This window comes from Nonomuraea sp. NPDC001636, from assembly GCF_040298265.1.
Classification (GTDB): domain Bacteria; phylum Actinomycetota; class Actinomycetes; order Streptosporangiales; family Streptosporangiaceae; genus Nonomuraea.
The window spans coordinates 1-25602 of sequence record NZ_JBEOZT010000055.1 but is presented as its reverse complement, the minus strand read 5'-3'; the positions used below and the strand labels follow the sequence as shown (position 1 = coordinate 25602).

General features: G+C 74.4%; 21 protein-coding genes. 11 read left to right on the top strand and 10 right to left on the bottom strand.

What is annotated here, in order from left to right:
- The first annotated feature begins 72 nt into the window (after positions 1-72).
- Positions 73-1104: a carboxymuconolactone decarboxylase family protein gene (locus ABT158_RS49510; protein ID WP_352366189.1), complete on the top strand. Its 1032-nt coding sequence runs from the start codon at positions 73-75 to the stop codon at positions 1102-1104.
- Here ABT158_RS49510 and ABT158_RS49505 read toward each other — a convergent pair.
- Positions 1093-1575, bottom strand: coding sequence for an MSMEG_6728 family protein (locus tag ABT158_RS49505; RefSeq protein ID WP_352366187.1), 483 nt, complete (start codon positions 1573-1575; stop codon positions 1093-1095). The two genes, ABT158_RS49510 and ABT158_RS49505, sit on opposite strands and share 12 nt — an antisense overlap.
- 89 nt (positions 1576-1664) lie before the next feature.
- Between ABT158_RS49505 and ABT158_RS49500 the strand changes: the two genes are divergently transcribed.
- Positions 1665-3944, top strand: coding sequence for a xanthine dehydrogenase family protein molybdopterin-binding subunit (locus ABT158_RS49500; RefSeq protein WP_352366185.1), 2280 nt, complete (start codon positions 1665-1667; stop codon positions 3942-3944).
- A gap of 61 nt (positions 3945-4005) precedes the next feature.
- Positions 4006-4689: a DUF2267 domain-containing protein gene (locus tag ABT158_RS49495; RefSeq protein ID WP_352366183.1), complete on the top strand. Its 684-nt coding sequence runs from the start codon at positions 4006-4008 to the stop codon at positions 4687-4689.
- 35 nt (positions 4690-4724) lie between these two features.
- Here the strand turns inward: ABT158_RS49495 and ABT158_RS49490 are convergent, their stop codons facing one another.
- Positions 4725-4970 carry a hypothetical protein gene (locus tag ABT158_RS49490; RefSeq protein WP_352366181.1) on the bottom strand — a complete coding sequence of 82 codons (246 nt, stop codon included), beginning with the start codon at positions 4968-4970 and terminating at the stop codon, positions 4725-4727.
- Positions 4971-5165: 195 nt separating this feature from the next.
- Between ABT158_RS49490 and ABT158_RS49485 the strand changes: the two genes are divergently transcribed.
- Complete coding sequence (locus ABT158_RS49485; protein WP_352318303.1) at positions 5166-5633, top strand: ATP-binding protein; 468 nt, start codon at positions 5166-5168, stop codon at positions 5631-5633.
- A gap of 217 nt (positions 5634-5850) precedes the next feature.
- Positions 5851-8637: an AfsR/SARP family transcriptional regulator gene (locus tag ABT158_RS49480; RefSeq protein ID WP_352366179.1), complete on the top strand. Its 2787-nt coding sequence runs from the start codon at positions 5851-5853 to the stop codon at positions 8635-8637.
- A gap of 47 nt (positions 8638-8684) precedes the next feature.
- Here the strand turns inward: ABT158_RS49480 and ABT158_RS49475 are convergent, their stop codons facing one another.
- Positions 8685-10064: an MFS transporter gene (locus ABT158_RS49475; RefSeq protein WP_352366177.1), complete on the bottom strand. Its 1380-nt coding sequence runs from the start codon at positions 10062-10064 to the stop codon at positions 8685-8687.
- Positions 10065-10149: 85 nt separating this feature from the next.
- Here ABT158_RS49475 and ABT158_RS49470 point away from each other — a divergent pair, with 85 nt between their 5' ends.
- From ABT158_RS49470 to ABT158_RS49460, 3 genes are read left to right on the top strand one after another with little or no spacing between them, the layout of a single operon-like run.
- Positions 10150-11130, top strand: coding sequence for an Lrp/AsnC family transcriptional regulator (locus ABT158_RS49470; RefSeq protein ID WP_352366175.1), 981 nt, complete (start codon positions 10150-10152; stop codon positions 11128-11130).
- A gap of 60 nt (positions 11131-11190) precedes the next feature.
- A complete protein-coding gene (locus ABT158_RS49465; RefSeq protein WP_352366173.1) occupies positions 11191-12165 on the top strand; it encodes a zinc-binding dehydrogenase in 975 nt (324 codons plus the stop codon).
- 39 nt (positions 12166-12204) lie between these two features.
- Positions 12205-14436, top strand: a complete 2232-nt coding sequence (locus tag ABT158_RS49460; protein ID WP_352366171.1) for a polysaccharide lyase 8 family protein — start codon at positions 12205-12207, stop codon at positions 14434-14436.
- Between the two features lie 5 nt (positions 14437-14441).
- Here ABT158_RS49460 and ABT158_RS49455 read toward each other — a convergent pair whose 3' ends face one another.
- From ABT158_RS49455 to ABT158_RS49430, 6 genes are all read right to left on the bottom strand, one after another.
- The gene (locus ABT158_RS49455) at positions 14442-16580 is read right to left on the bottom strand and encodes a peptidase domain-containing ABC transporter (protein ID WP_352366169.1); all 2139 of its coding nucleotides are present in this window, start codon (positions 16578-16580) and stop codon (positions 14442-14444) included.
- Entirely contained in the window at positions 16580-16813 is a 234-nt protein-coding gene (locus tag ABT158_RS49450; RefSeq protein WP_352366167.1) for a hypothetical protein, read from the bottom strand. Before ABT158_RS49450 ends, ABT158_RS49455 begins: the two co-directional genes overlap by 1 nt.
- A gap of 154 nt (positions 16814-16967) precedes the next feature.
- Positions 16968-17654 carry a hypothetical protein gene (locus tag ABT158_RS49445; protein WP_352366165.1) on the bottom strand — a complete coding sequence of 229 codons (687 nt, stop codon included), beginning with the start codon at positions 17652-17654 and terminating at the stop codon, positions 16968-16970.
- Positions 17655-17805: 151 nt separating this feature from the next.
- Entirely contained in the window at positions 17806-19008 is a 1203-nt protein-coding gene (locus ABT158_RS49440; RefSeq protein WP_352366163.1) for a cytochrome P450, read from the bottom strand.
- 9 nt (positions 19009-19017) lie between these two features.
- Positions 19018-19677: a TetR/AcrR family transcriptional regulator gene (locus ABT158_RS49435; protein WP_352366161.1), complete on the bottom strand. Its 660-nt coding sequence runs from the start codon at positions 19675-19677 to the stop codon at positions 19018-19020.
- A gap of 79 nt (positions 19678-19756) precedes the next feature.
- The gene (locus ABT158_RS49430; RefSeq protein ID WP_352366159.1) at positions 19757-20635 is read right to left on the bottom strand and encodes an NmrA family NAD(P)-binding protein; all 879 of its coding nucleotides are present in this window, start codon (positions 20633-20635) and stop codon (positions 19757-19759) included.
- Between the two features lie 109 nt (positions 20636-20744).
- Between ABT158_RS49430 and ABT158_RS49425 the strand changes: the two genes are divergently transcribed.
- The 3 genes from ABT158_RS49425 to ABT158_RS49415 all read left to right on the top strand — a co-directional run bounded on the left by ABT158_RS49425 (position 20745) and on the right by ABT158_RS49415 (position 23764).
- Entirely contained in the window at positions 20745-21632 is an 888-nt protein-coding gene (locus ABT158_RS49425; protein ID WP_352366157.1) for a LysR family transcriptional regulator, read from the top strand.
- 159 nt (positions 21633-21791) lie between these two features.
- Positions 21792-23123 (top strand): sensor histidine kinase, encoded by a 1332-nt coding sequence (locus tag ABT158_RS49420; RefSeq protein WP_352366155.1) that lies wholly within the window; start codon positions 21792-21794, stop codon positions 23121-23123.
- Complete coding sequence (locus ABT158_RS49415; protein WP_352366153.1) at positions 23108-23764, top strand: response regulator transcription factor; 657 nt, start codon at positions 23108-23110, stop codon at positions 23762-23764. The genes ABT158_RS49420 and ABT158_RS49415 overlap by 16 nt, the downstream gene beginning before the upstream one ends.
- Here the strand turns inward: ABT158_RS49415 and ABT158_RS49410 are convergent.
- A complete protein-coding gene (locus ABT158_RS49410; RefSeq protein ID WP_352366151.1) occupies positions 23761-25245 on the bottom strand; it encodes an MDR family MFS transporter in 1485 nt (494 codons plus the stop codon). The two genes, ABT158_RS49415 and ABT158_RS49410, sit on opposite strands and share 4 nt — an antisense overlap.
- Positions 25246-25602 lie beyond the last annotated feature (357 nt).

Sequence of the window (25602 nt, the reverse complement as noted above, 5' to 3'; positions counted from 1 at the left end):
CCCGTGCCGTAGCCGCGGAAGTCATCCCGGGCAGGACGACTCCGGCCCGTCCCGCGCCCCACCATGGCGGCCATGAACACGACGCAGCCGCCCACAGGCCAGTTCCGCTACGTCACGCCCGTCCGGCCGCAGGACGCCACAGGCCGGGTGGCCCAGGTCTACGCCCGCCTCGCCGACGACTTCGGCATGGCCCGCATGGCGGTCTTCCTGACCTTGTCGCCCGCTCCAGCCGTGCTGGCCGGGACCTGGGCGCTGCTGCGGGAGTCGCTGCTGGCCGGGCCGGGGTCCAGGACCGGCAGGGAGGTGGTGGCGCTGGGGGTGTCGCTGGCCAACCGGTGCCCGTTCTGCGTAGCCGCGCACACGACGCTGCTGCACGCCACCGGCGACCACAGGCTGGCCGAGACCGTCGCGGCCGGGGGCGTGCCGGCGGATCCCGGGCACGCCGCGCTGCTGCGGTGGGCCAAGGACCGGCGGGTGCCCGCGCCCTTCCCCGCGGACGAGGCGCCCGCGTACGTCGGCACCGCGCTGACCTTCCACTTCGTCAACCGGATCGCCTCGTCCCTGCTCACCGAGAACCTGCTGCCGGGCAACCTGCAGAAGTCGCGCCTGGTGCGCAGCGTGGGCGGCCGGGCCATGTCCCGGACGGTACGCAGGGAGCTGCCCCCCGGCGCGGGCCTGGACGTGCTGGACGGCCTGCCCTCCGCGCCCGAGCCCGCCTGGGCGGCCGGCACGCCGGTCGGCACGGCGTACGCCACGCTCATGGCCGTCGCGGCGACGGGCGGGCAGCTGCTCGGCGAGTCGGCGCGGACGGCCGTCACCGAGGCGGTCGCGGCCTGGGACGGCGAGCACCCGCCGATGGGCGGCGACCGGCTGTCGGGCCCGCTGACCGGCGTGCCCGCCGAGGAACGGCCGGGAGCCAGGCTCGCGCTGCTCGCCGCCCTCGCGCCCTACCGGGTCACCGACGCGGACGTCGCCGCCTGGCGCGGCGCCGCGACGACGGACGAGGACCTGGTGCGGCTCGTCGCCTTCGGCGCGGCCACGGCGACGCGGCACGTGGAGGGCGTCCTCACCGGGACCCGCGCGGGCGGGAGGTCAGGCCGGTAGGCAGGCGGGCGGGCGGCCCGAGGCGGGCCAGACGTATGCCAGGTCGTCGGGCTCGTCGCCGAAGAGCGGGCGGTAGTGATCGGGGTCCTTGCGCAGGAGGGCGGAGCGGTGGCTGAGGTGGAAGGCGTCGTCGCCGAGCCAGGGCGGCAGCTCGCCGGCCGCCGCCAGCTCGTGCTGGGTGCGGATGACGGGGGTGCCGCAGGCGCGGCCCAGCTCGACGGACATCGTGGCCGCGCAGGTGTCGGCCCGGCCGGTCGAGCACCAGCGGTCGCAGACGTCGAGCCCGTAGCGGACCAGGGCCTCCTCGTAGCCGGCCCACATCTTGACGGCGGGGTGGTGGCGCCAGCCGTAGCCGGGGACGGTCAGGGCGCGCAGCACCTGCAGGGCCTCCACCCGTTGCTTGCCCAGCCGCAGCGCATCCAGGACTCCGGCACTGGCCACGAAATCCGGATACGGAAGAAATGTCTGCATTCGATGCCCCCGCTGACCTGGTCTTTCCCGCCTGCCGCCCCGCGAGATCGTATATGGACCGCACGCCGCGCGGCGCGCACAATCGGCCCATGGGCTATGTCGGCGCGCGGACGCCTCGCAGGGAAGACGCCAGACTGCTGACCGGAAAGGGGAGATACGTCGGCAACGTACGCCTGCCTGGCATGGCGTACGCGGTGGTGGTGCGCAGCCCCGTCGCGCACGGACGGCTCCTCGGCTGCGACGCCAAGGCGGCCTGGACGGTCGAGGGAGTGCTCGACGTCATCACCCCCGCCGACGCCGCGGAGCTGCTGCTGCCCTGCGTCACCCTCGCCCCCGGCCAGCGGCTGACCTCCTACCGGGTGCTCGACGACACGATCAGGTACGCCGGCCAGCCGCTCGCCGTCGTCGTGGCCGGCACCCCCGCCGCCGCCCGCGACGCCGCGGACCTGCTGGACCTGGAGCTCGACCAGTCGCCCGCGACCGTCGGCGCGGAACGCGCACTCGACGAGGACGCGCCGCTGCTCTACCCCGAGTGGGGCACGAACCTGGTCACCGACTTCCTGCTCGGCGACGCCGACTGCGCGGAGTTCGTCGAGTCCGCCGAGCACGTCGTGGAGATGACGTTCAGGATGGGCCGGATCTCGCCGCATCCCGTCGAGCCGCGCGGCGTCGTGGCCTCCTACGCCGACGACGAGCTGACCGTGCACCTCTCCTCCCAGGCTCCGCACCACGTCCGCGAGCACCTGGCCGACGCGTTCGGGCTCACCCACGACCGGGTACGCGTGATCAGCCGGGACGTCGGCGGCGGGTTCGGCGGCAAGGAGCACGTCTACCCCGACGAGGCGCTCGTCTGCCTGGCCGCGATGCGGACGGGCCGCCCGGTGAGCTGGACCGAGTCGCCCGGCGACCGGCTGGCGGCGACGCTGCCCGCGCGGGCCGCCGTCCACCGGGCCAGGCTGGCGCTCGACGGCCAGGGCCGGTTCGTCGCCCTGGACGCCGACATCCTCGGCGACCTCGGCGCCCATCCCTCGAACGTGGGCATCTCGCCCTTCGCGGTCTCGGCCACCCTGCTGCCGGGGCCGTACCGGTTCGAGCGGGTCGGCGTACGGGTGCGCGGGGTGGTCACCAACACCACCCCGACCGGCTCCTACCGCGGCTTCGGGCAGCCCGAGTGCACCTGGACCAGGGAGCGCCTGATCGACGAGGCGGCCCGGCGGCTCGGCCTCGACCCGGTCGAGCTGCGGCTGCGCAACATGCTGGGGCCGGACGAGCTGCCGTGCACGAGCCGGGTCTACCAGCAGTACGACTCCGGCGACTACCCCCGGGCCCTGCGCACCCTGCGCGACCTGGTCACCCCGGTCACCGGCGTGGACGACGGCCGCCTTCGCGGCGTCGGCTACTCCTGCCACGTCGAGACCACCGGCCTGGGCCCGTCGATGGAGATGAAGGCGTCGGGCATCCAGGCGGGCGGCTACGAGACGGCGGTGCTGCGGATGGAGCCGGACGCGTCGGTGGTGGTGTCGGCCGGGGTGGTCTCGATCGGGCAGGGCATCGAGACCGCGCTGGCCCAGGTCGCGGCCGACCGGATGGGGGTGCCGATCGAGCGGGTGCGGGTGGTGCTGGGGGACACGGCGGCGACGCCGTACTCGTCGATCGGGTCGATCGCCAGCCGGTCGCTCGCGGTCGGCGGCGGGGCGCTCGTCCAGGCCGGCGCCCGGCTGCGGGACAAGCTGCTGGCCATCGCCGCCCACCGGCTGGAGGCGGCGCCCGGCGACCTGGAGATCGCGCAGGAGTGCGTGCGCGTCAAGGGCGACCCGCGGGCGTCGGTGTCGCTGCGGGAGCTGGCCACGTCCGCCTGGCGGGCCTGGGACCTGCCCGAAGGCGTCACGCCGGGCCTGGAGGAGCGGGTCAGCTACGACCCGGCCGCCTACACCTTCGCCTACGGCGCGCACGCCGCCGCCGTCGCGGTGGACCCCGAGACCGGCGCGGTCGAGGTGGAGCGCTACTGGGTGGTCAACGACGCCGGGACGCTGGTCAACCCGTCCGTGGTCGAGGGCCAGATCCGCGGCGGGGTCGCGCAGAGCATCGGCATGGCGCTGACCGAGGAGATCGTCCACACCGAGGAGGGGCAGCCGCTCGCCGAGTACCTGCTGCCGACCACCCGCGAGGTGCCCGACATCGAGGTCGTGCTGCTGGAGACCCCCTCGCCGCTCACCCCGGGCGGCATGAAGGGGGCGGGCGAGGCGGGCACGATCGGCCCGCCCGCCGCCATCGGCAACGCGGTCGCCGCCGCCATGCCCGAGCTGGCCGGACGCGTCACCGACGTGCCCCTCACCCCCCAGGTCGTGTGGAGGTGTCGGCAGCCCTGACCTGGGCACGAGGAGCCTGAAGGTTCGGATCGGGGGACGAATCATGGAATATCGTGCACTCTTGGCGTCCATCGGCCGCATGACGGGCCTGGGCGCCGGCCCGGCCAGAGCGGCGGCGGAGGCCACGCTGACCACGCTCGCCCGCACGCTCGACGACGACGACCGGCGCGAGCTCATCGACGCCCTGCCGCCCGAGCTGACCAACGACTTCCCCATGGACCATCCGCGCAACGACGGCACCGAGGAGGGCTTCGTCCGGCAGGCGGCGCTGCTCGGCCGCCGTCCGCCCGAGCAGGCCAGGATCAGGGCCCAGGCCGTGCTGGCCGCCGTTGCCGAGCAGGACCCCGAGCTGATCGCCCGGCTGCACATCCCCGAGCAGGTACGCCCCCTGTTCGACCCGCCGGACAGCGGCGGCGGCATCACCGGCCCCAAGGGGCACACCGCCCCGCTCACCGCCGACGAGATCGCCGCGGCCCTCGCCGGCCTGCCGCTATGGACCGGCGACCGCTCGGCGCTGCGCCGCGAGATCTCCCTGCCGCCGGAGAACCTGCGTGCCGTCCGCCGCGCGCTCGACCGGCTCAAGGCCACCTACGGCCGGCAGCCCCAGCTCCGCGACACCGCCGACGGCCTGGCCATCGTGGTCAGGACCGTCTCCGTGGGCGCGGTGACGGCCCTCGACGTGCAGCTGGCCAGGCGGGTCGACGACCTCATCGAGGAGGTGGGCGCCGGCATCGGCCGCCCGTAGCCGCGGGCCCGGCCGGTCCTCGGGCGCGGGCCCGGCTAGCCGCGCGGCCGGTCGGACGGCTCGCCGGTCAGGTCCTCCAGGAGCTTGCCCGACTGCGACAGGGCCTGTTCCAGCGCCGCCTGCCCGGCGGTCTTGTGCTCCGCCGGGATCCTCCCCGCCACGCCCGGACGTCCGGACCGGCGCTCACCCGGACGCTCACCCGGACGCCCGGCCGGGCGCCTGGCCGCGTCGAGGAGCGGCGTGGTGTCGGTCTCGGGGGTGTTCTCGTCAGGACTGCTCATGGCCCTGTCCGTACCCGCTGACCTGGGAAGACATGTCGGGCCGCGAAGAAAGTCAGGATTTCTCGGTAAACGTTCGACCCGAACGGCCCTCGCGTGCGTACAGGTTTGGACAGCCGCATGTCCGACAAATCGGAGGCAGGTCTCGTGTTGACTGAAACGAGCATTCGTCGCCGCCCTTCCCAGGATGGAGAGGCCATGTCCAGGCTGCGGTCGGCCCGGCGGAGCCGGATGCAGTACGTATGGCCGTTGCGCCCGGACGCCCGGACCGTCGGCCACGCCCGGTCGATCATCCGGGAGGAGCTGTCCGGGCTCGACCTGCACGACGACGTCGTGGACGACGCCGTCCTCATGGTGAGCGAGCTGGTCACCAACGCGTTCATGTACGGCGAGGGCCCCTACGAGCTGCTCCTGCACGTGGACGCCAAGGAGGTCATGTGCGTCGTCGTGGACGCCGGCCCGCCGCTGCCCGCCCCCTCGGTCCCCGACCCGTCCGCCGAGCACGGACGGGGGCTGCGCATCGTCGCCCGGCTCTCCGACGGCTTCTACGGCTGCCATCCCCAGCGTTACCTGACCCACCCCGACCTGGTCGGCAAGGCCACCTGGTTCGCGCTGCCCCGCCGCGGCGGGCCCGGCAACGTCGTGCCGATCAGGGCGGGCACGTAGGGGGTTCCGGTCTCCTGCAAGTCGGCCCGACCATACTGTGATCAATCTGGACGAAGCCGATGAGTGGGGCAACGTGGAATTCCGGATCGCCAGGAACCTGGCTCCGAACTGGGGAGATGACGAATGAGTCAAGTCGGAACAAAGCAGCCATCGGTGCCGAACCTCATTTAAGCTTCCTTGACCCGGGGCGGCCCGGGCCGCGGAACCGAGGTGGAAAGTGGCGCTGCGCGTCAAGGTGCTGGGGCCCATCGTGGCCGAGATCGACGGGGTGGAGGTCGCGCTCGGCGGCCCGAGACAGCGCGCGGTGCTCGCCGTGCTGGTCGCCGCGCGCGGGCAGGTGGTCTCGGCCGAACGCGTGCTCGACGCCGCCTGGGACGAGGGCGAGCCCGCCTCGATGCCCACCCTGCACTCCTACATCACCAGGCTGCGCAAGGCCCTCGAACCCGGCCGGACCAGCCGGTCGCCGGAGAGCGTGCTGGCCCGCGTCGGCAACGGCTACACGCTGCGCGTCGAGCCCGACGCCGTGGACGCCGAGCGGTTCGCCCGCAAGATCGCGGAAGGGCAGCTCCTGCTGGAGTCGGGCGACCACAGCTCGGCGCTGGCCGTGCTGAGCGAGGCCGTGGAGCTGTGGGGCGGGCAGCCGTACGGCGAGTTCGCGGGCGCGGCCTTCGCCGTCCCGGAGATCGCGCGGCTCCAGGGGCTGTTCCTGTCGGCGCGCGAGAGCCTGTTCGCCGCGCAGCTCGCCCTCGGCCGGCACGCGGCCGTGGTGCCGGAGCTGGAGAAGCTCACCGCCGAACAGCCCATGAGCGAACGCGGCTGGGAGCTGCTGGTGCTGGCCCTGTACCGGTCGGGCCGCCAGGGCGACGCGCTGGCCGCGCTGCGCTCCGCCCGCCGCGTGCTGGCCGAGGAGCTGGGCATCGATCCGGGGCCGGGGCTGCGCGAGCTGGAGGCGGCGGTGCTGGCCCAGGACGACGCGCTGCGTCCCGGCGGCGCCGCGCCGCTGCCGGAACGCGGCGGCAACCTGCCCTTCCCCGTCACCGCGCTGGTCGGCCGGGCGGCCGAGGTCGAGCAGGTGGCCGCGCTGCTCGACGAGCACCGGCTGGTCACGCTCAGCGGGCCGGGCGGCATCGGCAAGACCCGGCTGGCGCTGGAGACCGCGCGGGCCAGGGACGACGCCGACGGGCCGTGGCTGGTCGAGCTGGCCGGGCTGGCCGACCCTTCGCTGGTGGCCGGGGCCATCGCCCAGGTGCTCGGGCTCACCGGGCCGGTCACCGGGCAACGCCTGGCGTACGCGCTGCGCGGCCGCAGCCCGCTGCTGGTGATCGACAACTGCGAGCACCTCGTGACGGCCGTCCGCGACACGGTGTCCGAGCTGCTGGCCGGGGCGGGCGGCGTACGCGTGCTGGCCACCAGCCGCGAGACGCTCGGCGTGCCGGGCGAGGCCCTGTACGACGTGCCGCCGCTGTCCACGGCGGACGCCCGCGACCTGTTCCTGAGCCGGGCCAGGGCCGCCGCGCCCGGCTGGGAGCCGACGCCCGCCGAACTGGCCAACGCCGAACGCCTCTGCCTGGGGCTCGACGGGCTGCCCCTGGCGGTCGAGCTGGCCGCCGGGCAGTGCCGCATGTTGTCGGTCGAGCAGATCCTCACCTCGATGGACGACAGGTTCAGCGTGCTCACCGACGGCGCCGGCCCGCAGCGGCACCGCACGCTCGCCCGTACCGTGGAGTGGAGCTACGACCTGCTCGAACCCGCCGAGCGCGAGCTGTTCCACCGGCTCGGCGCGTTCGCCTCCGGCTTCGACCTGGACGCCGCGGCCGCGGTGTGCGGGCGGCCGGTGCTGGGCGGCCTGGGCGCGCTGGTGCGCAAGTCGCTCGTCGCGGTCGAGCCCGGCACCTCGCCGCGCCGCTACCGGCTGCTGGAGACGATCAAGGAGTTCGCCCGCGCCCGGCAGGACCCGGCCGAGCTGGCCGAGGCCCAGGCCGCGCATCGCGCCTGGGTGCTGGCCCGCGCCGAGGCCGCCGACGCCAGGATCCGCGGCGAGGGGGCGAGCGCCGCGATGGAGGTGCTCCTCGCCGACCAGGCCGAGCACCGGGCCGCGTTCACCTCGGCGATGCTGGCCGGCGACGGCGGGTACGCGCTGCGGCTCACCGGCCTGCTGTCGTGGTTCTGGTACCGCAGGGGCCACGTCGCCGAGGGGCTGGCCAGCCTGTCGGCGGCCATGGAGCTCTACCCAGACGCCGAGCCCGGCGTGCGCTCCCAGGCGCTGATCGGCATGGCCGGCCTGCACTACCTGGCCGGCGACTTCGTCGCCGCGAGCCGGCGGGCCAGGGAGGCGGCCGAGATGGCCCGCCTGGCCGACGACCTGGTCGCCGAGGGGCGCGCCCTGACCTACCGCGCGCTGTTCGGCGGCCTGTGCGGGTCGCCGAACGCCCTGGCCGACGCCCGTGCCGCGCTCGACCTGGCCGGGGTGGCCGGCATGGCGTGGCTGCACGCCGAGGCGCTGATGGTGCTCGGCATGCTGCTGGTGTTCGCCCGGGAGACGGGCGAGGCGGCCGGCTGGCTGACCCGCTCGATCGAGGTGGCCACCAGGACGGGACACCGCTTCGTCACCGCCTCCTCGACCTGGCTGCTGATGAAGATCGACCTGCTGGGCGGCCGTACCGACCGGCCGCTGGCGTCCGGGCTGCCGATCCTGCGCATGCTCGACGAGGACAAGGACGTCACGTCCTGGCTGGTCATGGCGCACACGCTGGCCGGGGTGCTCACCGCGGGCGGGCTGCCGCGGGACGGCGCCCGCCTGCTCGGCGCGGTCGAGGCGGTCGGGGCCCGGGTCGGCTTCTCGCCGCCGGAGCTGGACCCGGCCGACGGCGCCGAGCGGGAGGCGCTGATCAGGGGCGCGCTGCCCGCCGCCGAGCTGGCCGAGTGCCTGCGCGAGGGCGCCGCCCTGTCCCCCGCCCAGGTGCACGGCCTGCTCGACCGGCTGATCCGGAGCCGCGTCCACTGACCTGGGATGCCGCTCGCGCGTGGCCGGCCCGCGAGCCGCTGCCCCGCTCAGGCCGACCGCGCCGGCCGGACGGCGGCCAGCACCAGCAGCCCGGCGAACAGCCCGGTGACCGCGGCGGCCAGGTAGACGGCGTTCAGCGCCGAGGGGAACGAACCCGGCCCGGTCATGCCGTCCTGGAACAGGATGCCGAACCCGGCGACGCCGAGGGCGTACCCGAGCTGCCTGACGGTGTTGACCGCGCCCGCCGCCATCCCGGCCCGGTGCGGCGGGACGTGCGCCATGGCGGCCGAGCTGAGGGCCGGGATGGCCAGGCCGACGCCGATCCCGGCCACCACCAGGCCCGGCGCGAGCGCCGTCCACGTGGAGTGCTCGTCGAGCATGCCCTGCAGCAGCGCGCCCGCGGCGATCAGCAGCAGCCCGCCGCCGACCGCGGCGCGCGCCGTCAGCCGGGGGAGCAGGCGGGCGGCGGCGACCGAGACGACCAGCGAGGTGCCGGCCATCGGCGTCAGCGCCAGCCCCGCCTGGACCGGCCCGAGGCCCAGCCCGCCGGCCTGCTGCAACCACAGCGAGGTGAAGGCCAGGCAGGCGAACGCGGCCGGCATGAGCAGCCCGGCCCCCGCCATGATCCCGCTGAACGCCTTGTTCGCGAACAGCCGCAGGTCCACCATGGGATGCGCGCTGCGCGACTCCACCAGCACGAACGCGGCGAACGCGAGCACCGCCACGGCGAGCGGCACCAGCGTGCGCGCCGACGTCCAGCCGTTCGGCCCGGCCTCGATCAGCCCGTACGTGAGCGCGCCCGCCGCCAGGGTGAACGTGCCCATCCCGGCCAGGTCCGGCCGGCCCCCGCCCGGCAGGCGGGACTCGCCGACCGTGCGCCAGGTCATCCAGGCGGCGGCCAGGCTGATGGGCAGGTTCACCAGGAAGACGGCCCGCCAGTGCAGGTGCTCGGTGAGCAGCCCGCCGAGCACGGGGGCGAGCGCCGCGGCGGCCCCGTTCACGCCGCCCCACACGCCGAACGCGATGCCGCGCTCCCGGCCGTGGTAGGTGGCGCTGATCAGGGCCAGCGTCGTGGCCATCATGGCGGCGCCGCCCGCCCCCTGCAGCACGCGGGCCGCCAGCAGCAGACCCCCGGTGGGCGCGAGGCCGCAGGCCAGGGAGGCGAGCGCGAACACGCAGAGGGCGATCAGGTACACCTTGCGCCGCCCGGCGTGGTCGGCGAGCGAGCCGGCCGCCAGCAGCAGCGCGGCCAGGGCCAGGGCGTAGCCGTCCAGGAGCCATTGGGCGTCGGTGAAGGACATCTTCAGGTCGGCGGTGATGCCGGGCAGGGCCACCATGACGATGGTCACGTCCACCAGGAGCATGAAGGCGCCCAGGCAGGCGGCGGCCAGCGGCCACCAGCTCGTACGGGTCAGTGTCGTGTTCATGGCGGCAAGGGTCCGGCCCGGACGGGGGATAACCCTAGCCGTCGCCGCTCTTCTGCCGGTTTCCCGCGCTCAGTAGCCTGATCTGGTGGAAAACGTCACGCTCGACGAGGTCGACCGCGGGCTGCTGCACGCGTTGCAGGTGGACGGGCGGGCCTCGTTCAGCCGGATCGCCGAGGTGCTGGGGGTGTCCGACCAGCGGGTGGCCCGCCGCTACCGGCGGCTGCGCTCCAGCGGCGGGATCCGGGTCGTCGGCGTGGTGGACCGGCAGCGGCTCGGCCACCAGTCGTGGGCCATCCGGCTGCGCTGCACGCCCGACGCCGGCGCCTCGATCGCCGAGGCGCTCGGCCGGCGGCCCGACACGTTCTGGGTGCACCTGCTGTCCGGCGGCACCGAGATCTCCTGCGGCGCCATCCAGCGCCTCGACCGGGAACGCGAGCCGCTGCTGCTGACCAAGCTGGCCAGGACCAACCGGGTGCTCGCGGTGTCGGCGCACCGGACCCTGCACATGTTCGTCGGCGGCCGCATCGGCTGGGCCGGGCTCGCCGCGCTCTCCGCCGACCAGGTCGCCCACCTGCGGGCCGGCCGCGGGTCCGCCCCCCGCGACACCGGCGAGGACGTGACGCTCGGCCCCGGCGACGACGCGCTGCTGGCCGAGCTGTCCCGCGACGGCCGCACCAGCCACGCCGACCTGGCGGCGGCGACCGGCTGGTCGGAGTCCACGGTCCGGCGGCGGATGGAACAGCTCTGCGCGGCCGGCGCCCTGTTCTTCGACATGGACGTGCTGCCCCAGCTCCTGGACTACCGGGTGGAGGCCCAGCTGTGGATGTCGGTGCCGCCCGCCGACCTCGACGCGACCGGCCGGGCGCTGGCCGAGCACCCGGAGATCGCCTTCGCCGGGGCGACCACGGGCCCGACGAACCTCGCGGCCAGCGTGGTGTGCCGCGACGACACCGCCTTCTACCGCTACCTCACCGACAGCCTGGGCGCGCTGCCCGCCATCCGGCACATCGAGACCGCGCCGATCATCAGGACCATCAAGCGGGCGGGCGCCGGGCTGACGAGTTGACCTCAAGTCGTCTTGAGGTTGCACGCTGGCCGTGGAAGCTTTCCGGGATGAGGAGTGGTCATGAGAGTGGTGCAGGTGACGCGGTTCGGCGGGCCCGAGGTGCTGGAGACGCGGACCGTCCCCGACCCGGTGGCCGGGCCGGGCGAGGTCGTGGTGAAGGTCCGCTTCGCCGAGATCAATTTCATCGAGACGCAGCTCAGGCGGGGTATCACGCCGGGGCCGCCGCTGCCCGAGCCGCCGTACGTGCCGGGTGCGGGCGTCGGCGGGCTCGTGCTGTCAGTGGGCGATGACGTCGATGCCGGGCTGGTGGGACGGCGGGTGGTGACCCGTACGCCGGGCTTCGGCGGCGGGAACGCCGAACTGGTCGTGGCCAGGGCCGCGGACCTGATCGAGGTGCCGGACGGGCTCGCGCTGGCCGACGCCACGGCGCTGCTCATCGACGGCAACACGGCCGTGGGCCTGTTCGCGAACGCCGCCATCCGGCCCGGCGAACGGGTGCTCGTCCAGGCCGCCGCCGGCGGGCTCGGCAGCCTGCTCGTGCAGCTCGCGCGCGCGGCCGGTGCCCGGGTGGTCGGGACGGCGGGCGGCGCGGCCAAGCTGGCGGTGGTCGCCGGGCTCGGCGCCGAGGCGACCGTCGACTACTCGCGTCCCGGCTGGATCCAGGAGGTCCTCGACGCGACCGGCGGGCGCGGCCCCGACGTCGTCTTCGACGGCGTGGGCGGCGAGCTCGGCCGCCAGGCGTTCGAGGTGACCGCGCGCGGCGGGCGGTTCTCCGTGCACGGCGCGTCCAGCGGCAGCGCCACGACCGTCGATCCGGCGGAGGCCGACCGCCGGGGCGTCACCGTGCTCGGCCTGGACCAACTGGCCGCCCTGGGCCAGGACGGGAACGAGCGGGCCGTGCACGCGCTCGCCGAGGCGGCGGCCGGGCGGCTCAAGGCGGTCGTCGGGCGCACGTTCCCGCTGGAGCGGGCGGCCGAGGCGCACGCGGCGATCGAGGCCCGCGCGGTGAACGGCAAGACCCTGCTGGAGGTCTGACCGCCCGCGGGCCCTGGGCGCCGGGGTCATAATCGAGGCGTGCACCGGCCGTCCAGGCGACTCCTCCTCCAGGCGGGCGCGGTCGCCGTGGCCGCCGTGGCGGGGGCGCTCGCCCGGTCCGAGCCCGCCCACACGCCGGACGACTCCTTCGTCAGGCTGCGCCGCCAGTGGCGCGAGGTGACGCTGGGGTCGGGGTTCGACGCGGGTGCGGAGCCGTACCGGACGCGGCTGGCCGAGACCGGGCGGCGGGCGGCCCGGCACCGCGCGGCCATGGCGTACACGAGCACGTCGCTCTGGGCGGACCAGCCGTTCCCGTCGTTCGCCGCGACGCCGGGGCGGCTGCTGGCCATGGCCCGCGCGTACGCGCTGCCGGGGACGGGGCTGACCGGCGACGCCACCCTGGCCGCCGCCGTCGCCGCCGGGATCGACCACTACCGCCGCCACGTGTACGCCGCCGGCGCCGACCCGGCGGGCAACTGGTGGCACTGGGAGATCGGCGTGCCGAAGGCGCTGCTCGACGCGGCCGTGCTGGTCGGGCCGCACCTCGGCGAGCGCCGCGGCGCCGCGCTGCGGGACGCGGTCGACCACTTCGTGCCCGAGAGCCGTCTCGGCGACTACAGCGGCACCAGCACCGCCGCCAACCGGGTGGACCTATGCGTGGTGATGCTGCTGCGCGCCATGCTCAGGGCCGACCCCGGCAAGGCGGCGCTGGCGGTCTCGGCGCTCGCCCCGGTGTTCCGCGTGGTCTCCGAGGGCGACGGCTTCTACCGGGACGGGTCGTTCGTCCAGCATTCGACCGTGCCCTACCAGGGCGGCTACGGGGTGACGCTGCTCACCGGGCTCGCGACGCTGTTCGCGGTGCTGCGCGGCACGCCGTGGGAGGTCGTGGACCCGACTGTGTTCGCCATGGTGGAGCGGTCGTACGCGCCGTTCGTGCACGACGGGTTCTGCATGGACCTGGTGCGCGGCAGGGGGATCGGCAGGAAGCCGTTCGGCGACCACGACAGGGGCCGCGAGCTGGCCGCCGCGATCCTGCTGCTCGGCGAGGTGGCCCCGGCCGCCGACCGGGCCCGCTGGCAGGCGATGGTCAAGGGATGGGCGGTGCGCCAGACGTGCCGGCCCATGCCGGACGAGGCCGACCCGGCCTTCCACGCCCGCCTGACCGCCGTCCTGGCTGACGACGCCGTGCCCGCCGCGCCGGAGCCCGTCGGCCACCGGCTGTTCCCGATGAGCGCGCGGGCCGTGCACCGCAGGCCGGGCTGGTGCGCCGCGCTCAGCATGGCCTCCGCCACGATCGGCCACTACGAGCACGGCAACGGCGAGAACCTGCGCGGCTGGCACACCGGCTCCGGCCTGCTCTACTGGTGGGCCGACGGCCACGCCGACCAGTACTCCGACTCGTTCTGGACGACCGCCGACCCCTACCGGCTGCCCGGCACGACCGTCTCCACCCGGCGGCTGCCCGACGGCGCGGGCCCGGCCTGGGGCGACACCTGCCCGCCCGGCCGCTGGGTCGGCGGCGCCACGGACGGCTCGTACGCCGTCGTCGGCCAGCACCTGAACGGCCTCGACAGCACGATGGAGGCGTTCAAGTCGTGGTTCTTCCTCGACGACGCGGTGGTCTGCCTCGGCGCGGGGATCAGCGGCGCGGACGGCGTGCCGGTCGAGACGATCGTGGACAACCGCAGGACCGCCGCCCCGCTGACCGCGGATCTGCGGGCGGGGTGGGCCCACCTCGACGGCCACGGCGGCTACGTGGTGCCGGACGGCCTGCGCACCCTGCGCGAACGGCGCGGCGACCGCGACTACGTCACCCTCTGGCTCGACCACGGCGTCGACCCGGACCAGGCGGACTACGTCTACCTGCTGCTGCCGGGCGCGAGCCGCGCGCGCACGGCCGCCAGGGCCGCCGATCGCGGGTGGGCCCGCGTGCTCGCCAACACCGCGCGGCACCAGGCCGTCCGGGTGGACGCGCTGGGCGTCACCGCGGCCGCCTTCTGGCACGAGGGCGCCGCCGGCCCGCTGGCCGCCTCCGGTCCCTGCGCCGTGCTGGTCAGGGAGGACGCCGCGGGCACGGCCACCGTGACCGTGGCCGATCCCCGGCGCGACCTGGACGGGCTGACCGTGACCTGGGACCGGCCGGTCGCCGGCGTGCTGCGCGGCCACCCGCTGCTCACGGGGGCGGCGACGGGCGACCGGCTGAGGCTCGCCTTCGGGCCGACGGCCGGCCTGGAGGGCGCTTCGGTGACGGTGACCGTCCGGCTGGCGTGACCGGGTCAGGAGAGCACGGCCTGGGCGGCGACCAGCTCGGCGTACTTGCCGCCCGTGGCGGTCAGCTCGTCGTGGGTGCCGCGTTGCACCACCCGGCCCGCGTCGATCACGAGGATCAGGTCGGCGTCCCTGACCGTGCTGAGCCGGTGGGCGATCACGATCCTGGTCTGGACGAGCCGGCTCAGGTTCGCCTCGATGGCCGCCTCCGTGGCGCTGTCTAGGTTGCTGGTGGCCTCGTCGAGCAGCAGCACCTTCGGGCGTGACAGGACGGCGCGGGCCAGGGCGAGCCGCTGCCGCTGCCCGCCCGACAGGCCGCCGCCGTCGGTGAGCATCGTCTCGTACCCCATGGGCATGTCCATGATCTCGTCGTGCAGCGCCGCCAGGCGGGCCGCGGCGACCACCCGCTCCAGGGACGCGCCCGGCTCGTTCAGCGCGATGTTCTCCCTGATCGAGCCGCTGAACAGGGACGGGTCCTGGGTGACCACGCCGAACTGGCGGCGCAGCGTGCGCAGGTTCAGCTCGGCGGCCGGGACGCCGTCGTAACGGATCTCGCCGAGCACGGGCGTGTGCAGCGCGAGCAGCAGCCGGGCCAGCGTGCTCTTGCCCGAGCCGGACGCCCCCACCAGCGCGACCTTCTGACCGGGGCGGATGGAGACCGAGACGTCGCGCACGGTCCAGGGGGCGCGCGGGTCGTGGCGGAAGCTCACCCCGCGCAGCTCGACCGCGCCCCGCAGCCGCAGCACCTCGATGCCGTTGCTCGGCTCCGGCTCCGAGGCCAGGATGTCGGACAGCCGGTCGAAGTGCGCGCCCGCCTGCTGGAGGCTCTGCAGCCCGGTCATCAGCGAGCCGAGCGGGGTCAGCGCGCCGAGCGCGATGGCGTTCAGCGCCACCAGCGCGCCCACCGTGAGCTGCCCGTCGAGCACCCGCCAGGCGCCCAGCCACAGCAGCCCGAGCGGCGCCGTCACCCGGATCGCGGACAGCGCCGACTCCAGCAGCCCCCTGGTCAGCCCGGCCCGGACGTCCGCGTCGAGCTGCCTGGCGAAGTGCGACGACCACTGGTCCACGGCCCGCTTCTCGGCGCCCGACGCCTTCAGCGTCTCGATGCCGGTGATCGTCTGGATCAGGCTGGTCTGGGACGCCGACAGCGCCGTCAGCTCCTGCCGGGTGAGCGTGGCGATCCGGCTGGTCGTGGCCAGCAGCAGAACCGTCTGCAGCACGGCCAGCCCGGTCAGCGCCAGCCCGAACACCGGGTCCCACAGGTAGACCAGCACCAGGTAGCCCACGGCCAGCGGGCCGTCCAGCAGCGCCGCCACGACCTGCCCGGTGAGGATGTCGCCGAGCGTCGAGACGCTGCCCGCCCTGGTCACCAGGTCGCCCTTGCCGCGCTGCTGGAAGTACCGGTACGGCAGCGTCACCAGATGGCTGACCAGGTTCTCGGTGAGCTCCTGGTCGGCACGGGCCCGTACGGCGACCAGCAGCGCCGCCCGCAGGTACCCGATCACCAGCTGGGCCGCCCCCGCGAGCAGCACGGAGACGCCCAGCAGGGACAGCACGTCCACCGCCCGCCTGGGCACGATGGAGTCCAGGAGGAGCTGCGAGAACATCGGCAGCGCGAGCCCGAGCACCTGCAGCAGCAACGAGGCCGCGATGAGCTGCGCGAGCAGCCCCCTGCGCCGCCGGAACAGCGTCCGGACGAACTCCCTGCGCCAGGCGCTCGCCGCCGACGTCGTGCCGCGCCGGAACCCCTCGCCCGGCTCGAACACCAGCAGCACGCCGGTGAACCCGGCCCCGAACTCCTCCGGCGTCAGCCTGCGGCGGCCGTGCCCGGGGTCGACGACGTCCACGCGGTCGGGGGACCAGCGTTCGACCACGATGAAGTGGTTGAACTCCCAGTGCGCGACGGCGGGGAGCGGCACGCGGGCCAGGTCCTCGGGGGCCAGGGAGAAGGCGCGGGCCTTGAGACCGTGGTCGCGGGCGCCGTCCACGATCGCCTTGGCGCTCAGGCCGTCCCTGCCGACCTGGAGGCGCTCGGCGACCTGGTGGAGCGTGGTGCGGTGCCCGTGGTGGCACAGCACCATGGCCAGGCAGGCGGCGCCGCACTCGGTGTCGGTGTTCTGGAGCAGTACGGGCAGGCGGCGCAACATCAGGCGACCGCCTCCACCGCGGCCATGGTCAGCAGGAGGCCCGTGGCGAGGAGCGCGGCCACCAGCAGCCACAACGCCAGGAACGACGGGGTGCTGATCACCGGTGGCATCCGGGTGACCCGCGACATCGCCCGGTGCCGTAACGCCTCCTCCCGGTAGATGCCCTGTCCGTCCCGCGCGGGGGGCGCCGCGTGGCGCGGGGCAGGGCGCGTCCTGCCGTACGGATCGTTCACGGCCGGCGCTCCCCGCCTGGAACCGTCACCCGCCACCCCCATGGCTCACCCGCCTCTCCACTCAGGTCCCGGCAAGCCTAGGAACGCCTACTTGGAAGCCACTTGGGATCCACTGCTCGACGCACCGCCCACCGGCGACCGGCCTGACACTCGGTCAGCGGAAGAGGAGGTCGCCGAAGTTCGGGTCGGCCGGCTCGCCCGGGTCCCTGTCGGTCGGCGAGGGCAGGGCGGTGGGGACGGGGTCCGAGGGGGTGGCGTCCGGCGTGGCCGTGGAGGAGGGGCCGGCCGAGCCCGTCCCGCCCGGCGTGGGCGTCGGCGTGACCGTGACCGTCCCGCCCGGCGTGGGCGTCGCGGACGGGCCGGTGGACGGCCCGGGTGACGGCGTCGGGCTCGGCGGCCGGGTCGCGGGACGTTCGTGCCGCGGCTCCCCGGCCGCCCGCCCGTCCCGGCGGTCCTTGCGGCCGGGGGCCTTGCCCGCCTCGCCCGGGGCCCGTCCGGCGACCTGGTCGGCCACCGTGCGGTCCGCGATGACCTCGTAGATCACGATGCTGCCCATGCTGACGGTGAACACCAGGGCCGCGGCGCCGCCCACCCTGGCCCACCGCGGCTTCTTCCGGCGCAGGGCGACCGCCGTCCGCTGCTTCACCCTGTCGCCCGTGCGCTTGAGGTAATGCGTGTAGACGTCGGCGATGACGGTGCTGGCCACGCTCATCATCGCGGCGCCGAGCACCGTCCCCGCCGTCCCGAGGTAGGAGGCCGCGACCGCGGCGGTGACCGCGGCCAGGGCGCTTCCCACGATCTGCGGCACGCTCAGCTCCAGCTTCCGCTGCTTGCCGCTCATAGCCAGGATCGTCCCCTCTTGTGGTGCGACGAAGGTGAACAAGCCACCTTGGCCCCCACGGGACGGGACGCCCACGACGACGCGCGGCACTTTGCCGCGTCCTGGACCCGCGCTTGACGAGGGCGGGAACCGGCCCCCGTGCGGCGGCGGGTCACCGCACGAGCGGAAGCCGGTTCACCCCCGTCATGGTCGGCGTGGGCATGAAGACCACCGGGTCGTCCGGATCGGTGCGCAGGACGCCGACCCGGTCGAGCAGGATGTTCAGCGCGACCCGCCCTTCCAGCCGGGCCAGGGGGGCGCCCAGGCAGAAGTGGATGCCCCGGCCGAAGGCGAGATGCGGGTTGGGGTCGCGGCCGGCGTCGAAGACGTCGGGGTCGGGGAACTGCCTGGGGTCCCGGTTGGCCGAGCCGAGCCAGAGCATGACCATCTTGTCGGCTGGGATCGTCACCCCGCCCAGCTCGACCTCGCGGGTGGTCGACCGGGCCAGCCCGGCGAACGGGGTGAACAGCCGCAACGACTCCTCGATCACGGCCGGCACGGTGGAGCGGTCGGCCCGTACCTTGTCCTGCTGGCCGGGGAAGGCGTCCAGGCACACCACCGTGTTGCCGAGCAGCATCGTCGTGGTGATGTGCCCGGCGAGCAGCAGCAGTATCGCGAAGTTGACGACCTGGTCGTCGGGCAGGCGCTCGCCGTCCACCTCGGCCTCGACCAGCTTGGTGAGCAGGTCGGCGCGGGGCCGCGCGCGGCGCTCGGCGGCGTGCCCGGCGAGGTACTGCGTCATCTCCCGCCATGGTTTGAGGGTCTTCGCCACGTCCGCGCTCTGGCTCTCCACCGGCTCGGCGAGCGAGACCTTGGCGTCGCGCTGGAACAGCCCGTCGGCCCACTGCCTGAACAGGGCGCGGTCGCTGCTCGGCACCCCCAGCAGCTCGGCGATGACGATGACGGGGAGCGGGTAGGCCAGGTCGGCCACCAGCTCCAGGCGGTCGCGTCCGTCGGCCGCGTCGAGCAGCTCGTGGGTGAGCTGGGCGATCCGCGGTTCGAGGTCCGCGACGACCTTGCGGGTGAACGCGCTGCTGACCAGCTTGCGCAGCTTGCCGTGCTCCGGCGGGTCGATCTGGGTGATGAACCCCTTCATCGAGAAGTCGTCGCCCTCCGGCAGCAGCCCCTTGGGGACCAGCCGCATGGTGTCGGAGGAGAACGTGCCGGGGTCGGCGAGCACGTCGTGCACTTCCTGGTAGCCGTGGACGTTGTACATCCCGGCGGCGGCGTCGTACTCGACGGACGGGCCCGATCGCGGCCCGTGCAGCCAGAAGTGCTGCTTGGAGATGTTGTACCGTTCGACGATGTCGGACATCGCCTCTCCTTAGTCGTAGATCCACTTTCGGTAGGGCGGGATCAGTTCCTCGAGAATTGCGACGTACTCCGCCGCCGCCGCCTCCAGAACCTCGGCGGACGGCGGCACGGCGGGCTCGAAGGCGTTGCGCACGGTGAAGGCGAGCGCGTCCGCCTGCTCCTCGACGCTCAGCTCCGTCCCGACGGTGTCGATGCCGCCGAGCAGGTAGAAACCCGTGGACGCGGCGCTCAGCGTGTACCGGGGGTGTGGCATGTCGGGCCTGAGCAGGCCGTACCGGTCGGCCACCCGCTGGAACCGCTCGGCCGCGAGGAGGTCGTGGCTGCGCAGCGGGTGCTTGGCCAGTTTGCCCAGCAGCTCGATGTCGGTGGTGAACAGCGCCCGCAGCAGCGGCCTGCGGCTCATGGAGACGAAGGCCGCCCGCGAGAAACGATGCGGCAGCACCTGGGCGGGGTCGTGCCGCAGCAGCGCCGCGAACTCCTCCACGACCTCGATGGACTCCCGCAGCAGCAGCGCCTCGAACAGCTCGTCCTTGGTCCGCCAGTGCAGGTAGATGGTGCCCTTGCCCACCCCGGCGCGGCCGGCGATGTCGTCGACGGTGACCTTGCGGTAGCCGTGACGCAGGAGCAGCTCGCCCGCGGCGTCGAGGATCCGGTCCGCCCGTTCCGCCATGCGCCACACCTCGTGACTGGATGTGAAATCTGGTCATCAGTCACGCTACGCCGCACCGGGACCCCGCACAAGGGACCGCTCAGCCCAGGACGGCCGGCCGCAGCTCCTCCTCGCACCACTGACGGAAACCGGTGGGGGTGGTGGCCTGCGGGGTACGCCGCTCCGCGTTGTCCAGCCCCTGGTTCTTGGCCTCCATCATGTCGGCCATCCCCTGGGCCATCGCCTCCGACCAGCCCTGCTCGGCCAGCCTGGCCCTGAACGCCGCCATCGGCACGTGCCGCAGGCCGACCGGCCGTCCCAGCACCTCGGACATGATCCGCGCCAGGTCCTCACCCGACAGGTCCTCCGGGCCGAGCACCGGGACGTCGGCCCGCCCGGTCCAGCCGCGGTCGAGCAGCAGCCCGGCGGCCACCGCCGCGATGTCGCGGGTGGCGCAGACGGGGGCCTTCAGGTCACCGTGGACGGGCGAGAAGAACACGCCCTGGTCCCTGATCACCGCCGCCTGGTCGAGCAGGTTGTCCATGAACGAGGGCATTGTCAGGGCCCGGTAGGGCACGCCCGTGGCGGCGATCAGGTCGTCCATGGCCAGCGAGGCCGTCACGAGACCGGCGTTCAGCGGCAGGCCGCGGCCCAGGGCCGAGACCCCGACCACCCGGCCCACCCCGCGGCGCACGAACGCCTCGCACGCCGGACGGCTGAAGTCCAGGTAGGCGGCGTCGAGGCCAGGGGCTCGCGGATTCGGCGGGACGACCCAGAACACGGCGTCGGCGCCCGCGAACGCCTCCTCGACGACGCGGGCGTCGCCGTGCGAACCCGGCACGACCTCCACCCGCTCCCGCACGGCCGCCGGCAGCCGGGCCGGGTCCCGCACGACGACGCGGACCGGCTCGCCCGCGGCCAGGACGAGGTCGAGAACCCGCCGGCCGATCCGGCCGGTGGGCGTGGTGATGACGATCAAGGAGAACTCCAGGGGAATCGGGGATGTCGTGCTGGGGGGCACGGCCAGTCAACCGAGCGCGGCGGCGAACCTGAAGGACCGATCCGATCACCATTGATACCCTGCGGATATGAATGACCTGGAGGTCCGCGAGCTCCGCTACTTCGTGGCCGTGGCCGAGGAGCTGCACTTCGGGCGGGCCGCCGAGCGGCTGGGCATGGCGCAGCCCCCGCTGTCCCGGGCGATCCGCGAGCTGGAACGCCGGCTGGGCGTGCGCCTGCTGGAACGCACCACGCGGCAGGTCGCGCTCACCCCGCCGGGCGAGGTCTTCCTGCGCGACGCCCGGGCCGCCCTCGACGCGGTCGCCGCGGCGGCCCGCCGGGTCCGGCACGCGGCCCGTCCCGAGCCGGGGCTCCGGGTGGCGCTCAAGGCCGACTACGACGCCGGGCTGCTGCCGCGGATCCTCGCGGCCTACCGCGACGAGGAGGGCGCGCTCCCGGTCGAGCTGCTGCTGGGCGGGCGCAACGAGCAGGCCCCCGCCCTGCGCGACGGCCGGGCCGACGTCGCGCTGCTGACCACCCCCTTCGACGACCGCGACCTCGACACCGAGCCGCTGCTGAGCGAGCCCCGTCTGGTCGCGCTGCCGGCCGCCGACCCGCTGGCCGCCCGGCCCGTCCTCGCCATGGCCGACCTGGCCGGCCGGCCGCTGCCCGACGGCACCCCCGCCGAGCGGGACGGCGCCGAACCCCTCCCCGGCCACCGGCCGCGGCGCACCGGCCTGGACCTGGCCCAGGTCTGCAACCTGGTGGAACTGGGGAGCGCCGTCTGGTTCGTCCCCGTGTCGGTGGCGCGGCGGCACCCCCGGCCGGGCATCGCCTACCGGGAGGTCGCCGACCTGTCGCCGTCCGAGCTGGCCGTGGGGTGGCCGCAGGGGTCCCGCTCGCCGGCCGTGGCCGCGTTCGTGCGCGCCGCCGTCGCCGTCGCGGTGGGGCTGGGCCCACTTCGTACGGGGGCGTAGCGGGATACCGGGGGAGAGGCCGGCAGCCGTACGTTCGCCCAGGTCGGGCGGCACCGCCCGGGAACCGGAGAAGACAGACGTGACAGCCCGATGGGGTGCCCGAACATCACCAAAAAGGGCAGCCTGGCACAATTGCGCCGTGCCGAAGGACGCTGGCAGGTGAGGCCGCCCGCGAGGGGCGGGCCCCTGCGCTGGGGCGCCGAGATCGTGCTCGGGCTCTGCCGCTCGGCCGTCCTGGTCCTGCTGACCTGCCTGATGCCGGTCGTCGGCGTCGTCGTCGGCCACTTCGGCGCCGCGCTGGCCTACTCCTGGTCGGCGAACCTGACCGCGCCCCCGTTCGTCGTGGCCCTGGCGCTGCTGGGCGAGACGCTGGTGGTGATCCTGTGGATCGCCGTCGCCCTGTGGGTCGTGCACCCGCTGACCAGCCGCGCCTTCAGCCAGGCCGCCCGCCGGCTCGCCGCGCGCTGGCTCGGCCTGCGCATCGAGGTCGCCTACCGCACCCCCTCACCGGTCACCCGCATGGCCACCGGCCACTGGTGGGACGGCGAGGAGTACCACAAGTCCGAACGGGAGGCCCGCCGCCGCGCCCGGATGAACGCCCGCTTCCACGACCCCCAGCTGCACTGGGACGGACTGTGGTGCGTGCTCGCCGGGCTGACCGTGCTGCCGGTCGCCGCCCTGCCGCTGGTCGGCCTGGCCGGCGGCATCTACCTGACGCTCGTCCCGGACTTCCGCGGCCTCGGCCTCGCCCTGATCGGCGCCGGGCTGGCCGCCGCGCCGTTCGCCTGGCGCGTCCTCGGCCCCCTGGCCGGCCGCTTCCTCGGCCCGATCCCCGACTCGCGGCTCGGCCGGCGGGTGGCGGAGCTTGAGGCCGTCCGCGCCGACCTGACCCAGACCCAGGCCGCCGAGCTCGAACGCATCGAGCGCGGCCTGCACGACGGGGCCCAGGCGCGGCTGGTCGGCATGGGCATGTCGATGCAGGCCGCGGAACACCTCCTGGAGACCGACCCCGCCGCCGCCCGCGCCATCCTGGCCGACGCCCGCGCCTCCTCGATCGCGGCGCTGGCCGAGCTGCGCTCGCTGGTCCGCGGCATCAACCCGCCGGTGCTCACCGAGCGCGGCCTGGTCGACGCCGTCCGGGCTCTGGCGCTCGACGCGCCCGTCGAGGTCGCCGTACGCAGTTCCGTGCCCGCGCGGCCCGAGCGTCCGGTCGAGTCCGCGGTCTACTTCGCCGTCGCCGAACTGCTGGCGAACGTGGCCAAACACGCCCGCGCCACCCGGGCGACCGTCGAACTTGGCTACGAGCCGCAGGCGCGGACCCTCACCGCGACCGTCACCGACGACGGCGCCGGCGGGGCGAGCGCGTCCGCCGGCTCCGGGCTGGACGGCGTCGGACGCCGGATGGCTGCCTTCGGCGGCCGTCTGGACATCGACAGCCCCCTCGGGGGTCCCACCCGCGTCTCAGTGGCGGTGCCGTGCGAATTGTCATAGCCGAGGACCTCTTCCTGCTCCGCGACGGGCTCGTCCGTCTCGTCCAGGCGTACGGGCACACCGTCGTCGCGGCCGTCGACTCCGGGCCCGCGGCGCTCGAAGCGCTGGTCGGCCACCGTCCCGACGTGGCCGTCGTGGACGTGCGGCTGCCGCCGACCTTCTCCGACGAGGGGCTCCAGGCCGCGCTCGCCGCCCGCCGCGAGGTGCCGGGCCTGCCCGTGCTGATCCTCTCCCAGCACGTGGAGCAGCTCTACGCCCGCGAACTGCTGGCCGACGGCCAGGGCGGTGTCGGCTACCTGCTCAAGGACCGCGTACTCGACGCCGGCCAGTTCATGGACGCGCTCGCCCGCGTCGCCGACGGCGGCACGGCGCTCGACCCCACGGTGGTCGCGAAGCTGCTCGGCCGCCCCGCCCACGCCGACCCCCTCGCCACCCTCACCGAACGCGAACGCTCGGTGCTCGAACTGATGGCCGAGGGCCTGTCGAACGCGGCGATCGCGGCCCGGCTCTTCCTCAGCGAGGGCGCCATCAGCAAGTACACGACCACGATCTTCGCCAAGCTCGGCCTCGCCGCCGACGACGACGACACCAACCGCCGGGTGCGCGCCGTCCTCACCTACCTGGGCGCCACCGCCCCCTAGTGCTCGACGGCGCGCTCCTGGCGCTCGACGGCGCGCTCTTGGCGCTCGACGGCGCGCTCTGCCCGGGACGGCAGGAGCAGCGCGGTCACCACCACCGCCACCGACAGGACCGCGCCCACCACGAACGCCAGCCGCATGCCGCCGAGGGTCGCCAGCGCCTGCGTGAGGCCCTCGGCCCGCAGGGTGTCGGCCCGCGCGCTCATCACGGTGACCACCAGCGCGGTGCCGATCGCCGCGGCGACCTGCTGGAGCGTGCTCAGGATCGAGCTGCCGTGAGAGTACAGGTGCGGCGGGACCGCCCCGAGCCCGAGCGTGAAGACCGGGGTGAAGGTCGCGGCCAGGCTCACCATGAGCAGCGCGTGCAGACCCAGCAGCTGCCAGTACGGCATCGTCATCGTGACCTGGGTGAACCCGGCCAGCGCGAGCATGATCCCGATCGCGCCGGGGATGACCAGCACCCGGCCGCCGTGGTTGTCGAACACGCGGCCGACGGCCGGGCCGAGCAGGCCCATCGCCAGCCCGCCCGGCATCACCAGGAGCCCCGTCTCCAGCGGGCTGAGCGCCCGGACGTTCTGCAGGTAGAGAGGCAGCAGGATCATCGACCCGAGCATCGCCATGAACGCCACCGACATCAGGACCAGCGCCACCGTGTACGTGCGGTGGCGCAACGTGCGCAGGTCCATCAGCGGCGCGCCGCGCCTCTGCAGCACGAGCTGGCGCACCACGAAGACGGCGATGGTGACCAGCCCGGCCACCGTGATCGCGGCGGCGACGCGCACGTCCCCGCCCTCGAACCGGCTGAGCCCGTAGACCAGCCCGCCGAACCCGGCCGCCGCCGTCACCACGCTGAACCAGTCGATCGTGCTGACCTCGGGCTCGCCGGTGTTCCTGAGCTGCCGCAGGCCGCTCCACGTGATCAGCCCGGCGATCGGCAGCACCACCGCGAACAGCAGCCGCCACGACCCGAAGTGCAGGATCACCCCCGAGATCGCCGGACCCATGGCCGGGGCGACGGAGATCGCCAGTGTCACGTTGCCCATCACCCGCCCCCGGTCCTTCTCCGGCACGACCTGCATCAGCGTGGTCATCAGCAGCGGCATCATCACGGCCGTGCCGGACGCCTGGACGATCCGGGCCCCCAGCAGCACCCCGAACACCGGCGCGACCGCGGCCAGCGCCGTGCCCAGCAGGAACAGCCCCATGGCGGTGGTGTACGCCGTGCGGGTGGTGACCCGCTGCAGGAACCAGCCGGTGATCGGGATGACCCCCGCCATGGTCAGCATGAAGGCCGTGGAGAGCCACTGGGCGGTCTGCTCGGTGATGTGCATGGCGTCCATCAGCCGGGGGATCGCGTTGATCATGATCGTCTCGTTGAGCACGACCACGAACGTCGCCAGCACCAGCAACCGGATCACGGCGGGCGTACGACCCGAACCGGCGGCCACGCCCTTGGCGGATGATTCGAGTTGTGGGCTGGACACGGTACCTCTATCGGTCTCGGGCCCGGCCTCGTCACGGCCGGCCTGGCGGTCATGGGTCTCGTCAGCAGTCCTCGTCACCCCCATACTGACCACCCCCACCGACGAAACTCATCGCCACCCCCGAGAACCGCCCCCTCCTCATCCGGGTCCCCGGGCCCTCACCACCCCACGGCCGCGCCCCGACCTGGCTCACCAGAAGCTGGACATGCTCACGGTGGCGCAACGCATCACCGTCATGGAGAAGAGAGTCTGCGGGCTAGGGGCAATGCCGGGAAGTTAAGACGGCTGGCGGTCGAGTCAAGGTGTTCGGCCGAACCTGGGACATGAGAACGGAGATCCAGTAGAACGGGTGATCTT

What these genes read in the sequence shown, in the direction of transcription:
- ABT158_RS49510 (WP_352366189.1), top strand. Translation starts at nt 73, where the DNA reads ATGAACACGACGCAGCCGCCCACAGGCCAGTTCCGCTACGTCACGCCC.
- ABT158_RS49505 (WP_352366187.1), bottom strand. Translation starts at nt 1,575, where the DNA reads ATGCAGACATTTCTTCCGTATCCGGATTTCGTGGCCAGTGCCGGAGTC.
- ABT158_RS49425 (WP_352366157.1), top strand. Translation starts at nt 20,745, where the DNA reads ATGAATGACCTGGAGGTCCGCGAGCTCCGCTACTTCGTGGCCGTGGCC.
- ABT158_RS49455 (WP_352366169.1), bottom strand. Translation starts at nt 16,580, where the DNA reads ATGTTGCGCCGCCTGCCCGTACTGCTCCAGAACACCGACACCGAGTGC.
- ABT158_RS49440 (WP_352366163.1), bottom strand. Translation starts at nt 19,008, where the DNA reads ATGTCCGACATCGTCGAACGGTACAACATCTCCAAGCAGCACTTCTGG.
- ABT158_RS49465 (WP_352366173.1), top strand. Translation starts at nt 11,191, where the DNA reads ATGAGAGTGGTGCAGGTGACGCGGTTCGGCGGGCCCGAGGTGCTGGAG.
- ABT158_RS49490 (WP_352366181.1), bottom strand. Translation starts at nt 4,970, where the DNA reads ATGAGCAGTCCTGACGAGAACACCCCCGAGACCGACACCACGCCGCTC.
- ABT158_RS49435 (WP_352366161.1), bottom strand. Translation starts at nt 19,677, where the DNA reads ATGGCGGAACGGGCGGACCGGATCCTCGACGCCGCGGGCGAGCTGCTC.
- ABT158_RS49475 (WP_352366177.1), bottom strand. Translation starts at nt 10,064, where the DNA reads ATGAACACGACACTGACCCGTACGAGCTGGTGGCCGCTGGCCGCCGCC.
- ABT158_RS49500 (WP_352366185.1), top strand. Translation starts at nt 1,665, where the DNA reads ATGGGCTATGTCGGCGCGCGGACGCCTCGCAGGGAAGACGCCAGACTG.
- ABT158_RS49485 (WP_352318303.1), top strand. Translation starts at nt 5,166, where the DNA reads ATGTCCAGGCTGCGGTCGGCCCGGCGGAGCCGGATGCAGTACGTATGG.
- ABT158_RS49445 (WP_352366165.1), bottom strand. Translation starts at nt 17,654, where the DNA reads ATGAGCGGCAAGCAGCGGAAGCTGGAGCTGAGCGTGCCGCAGATCGTG.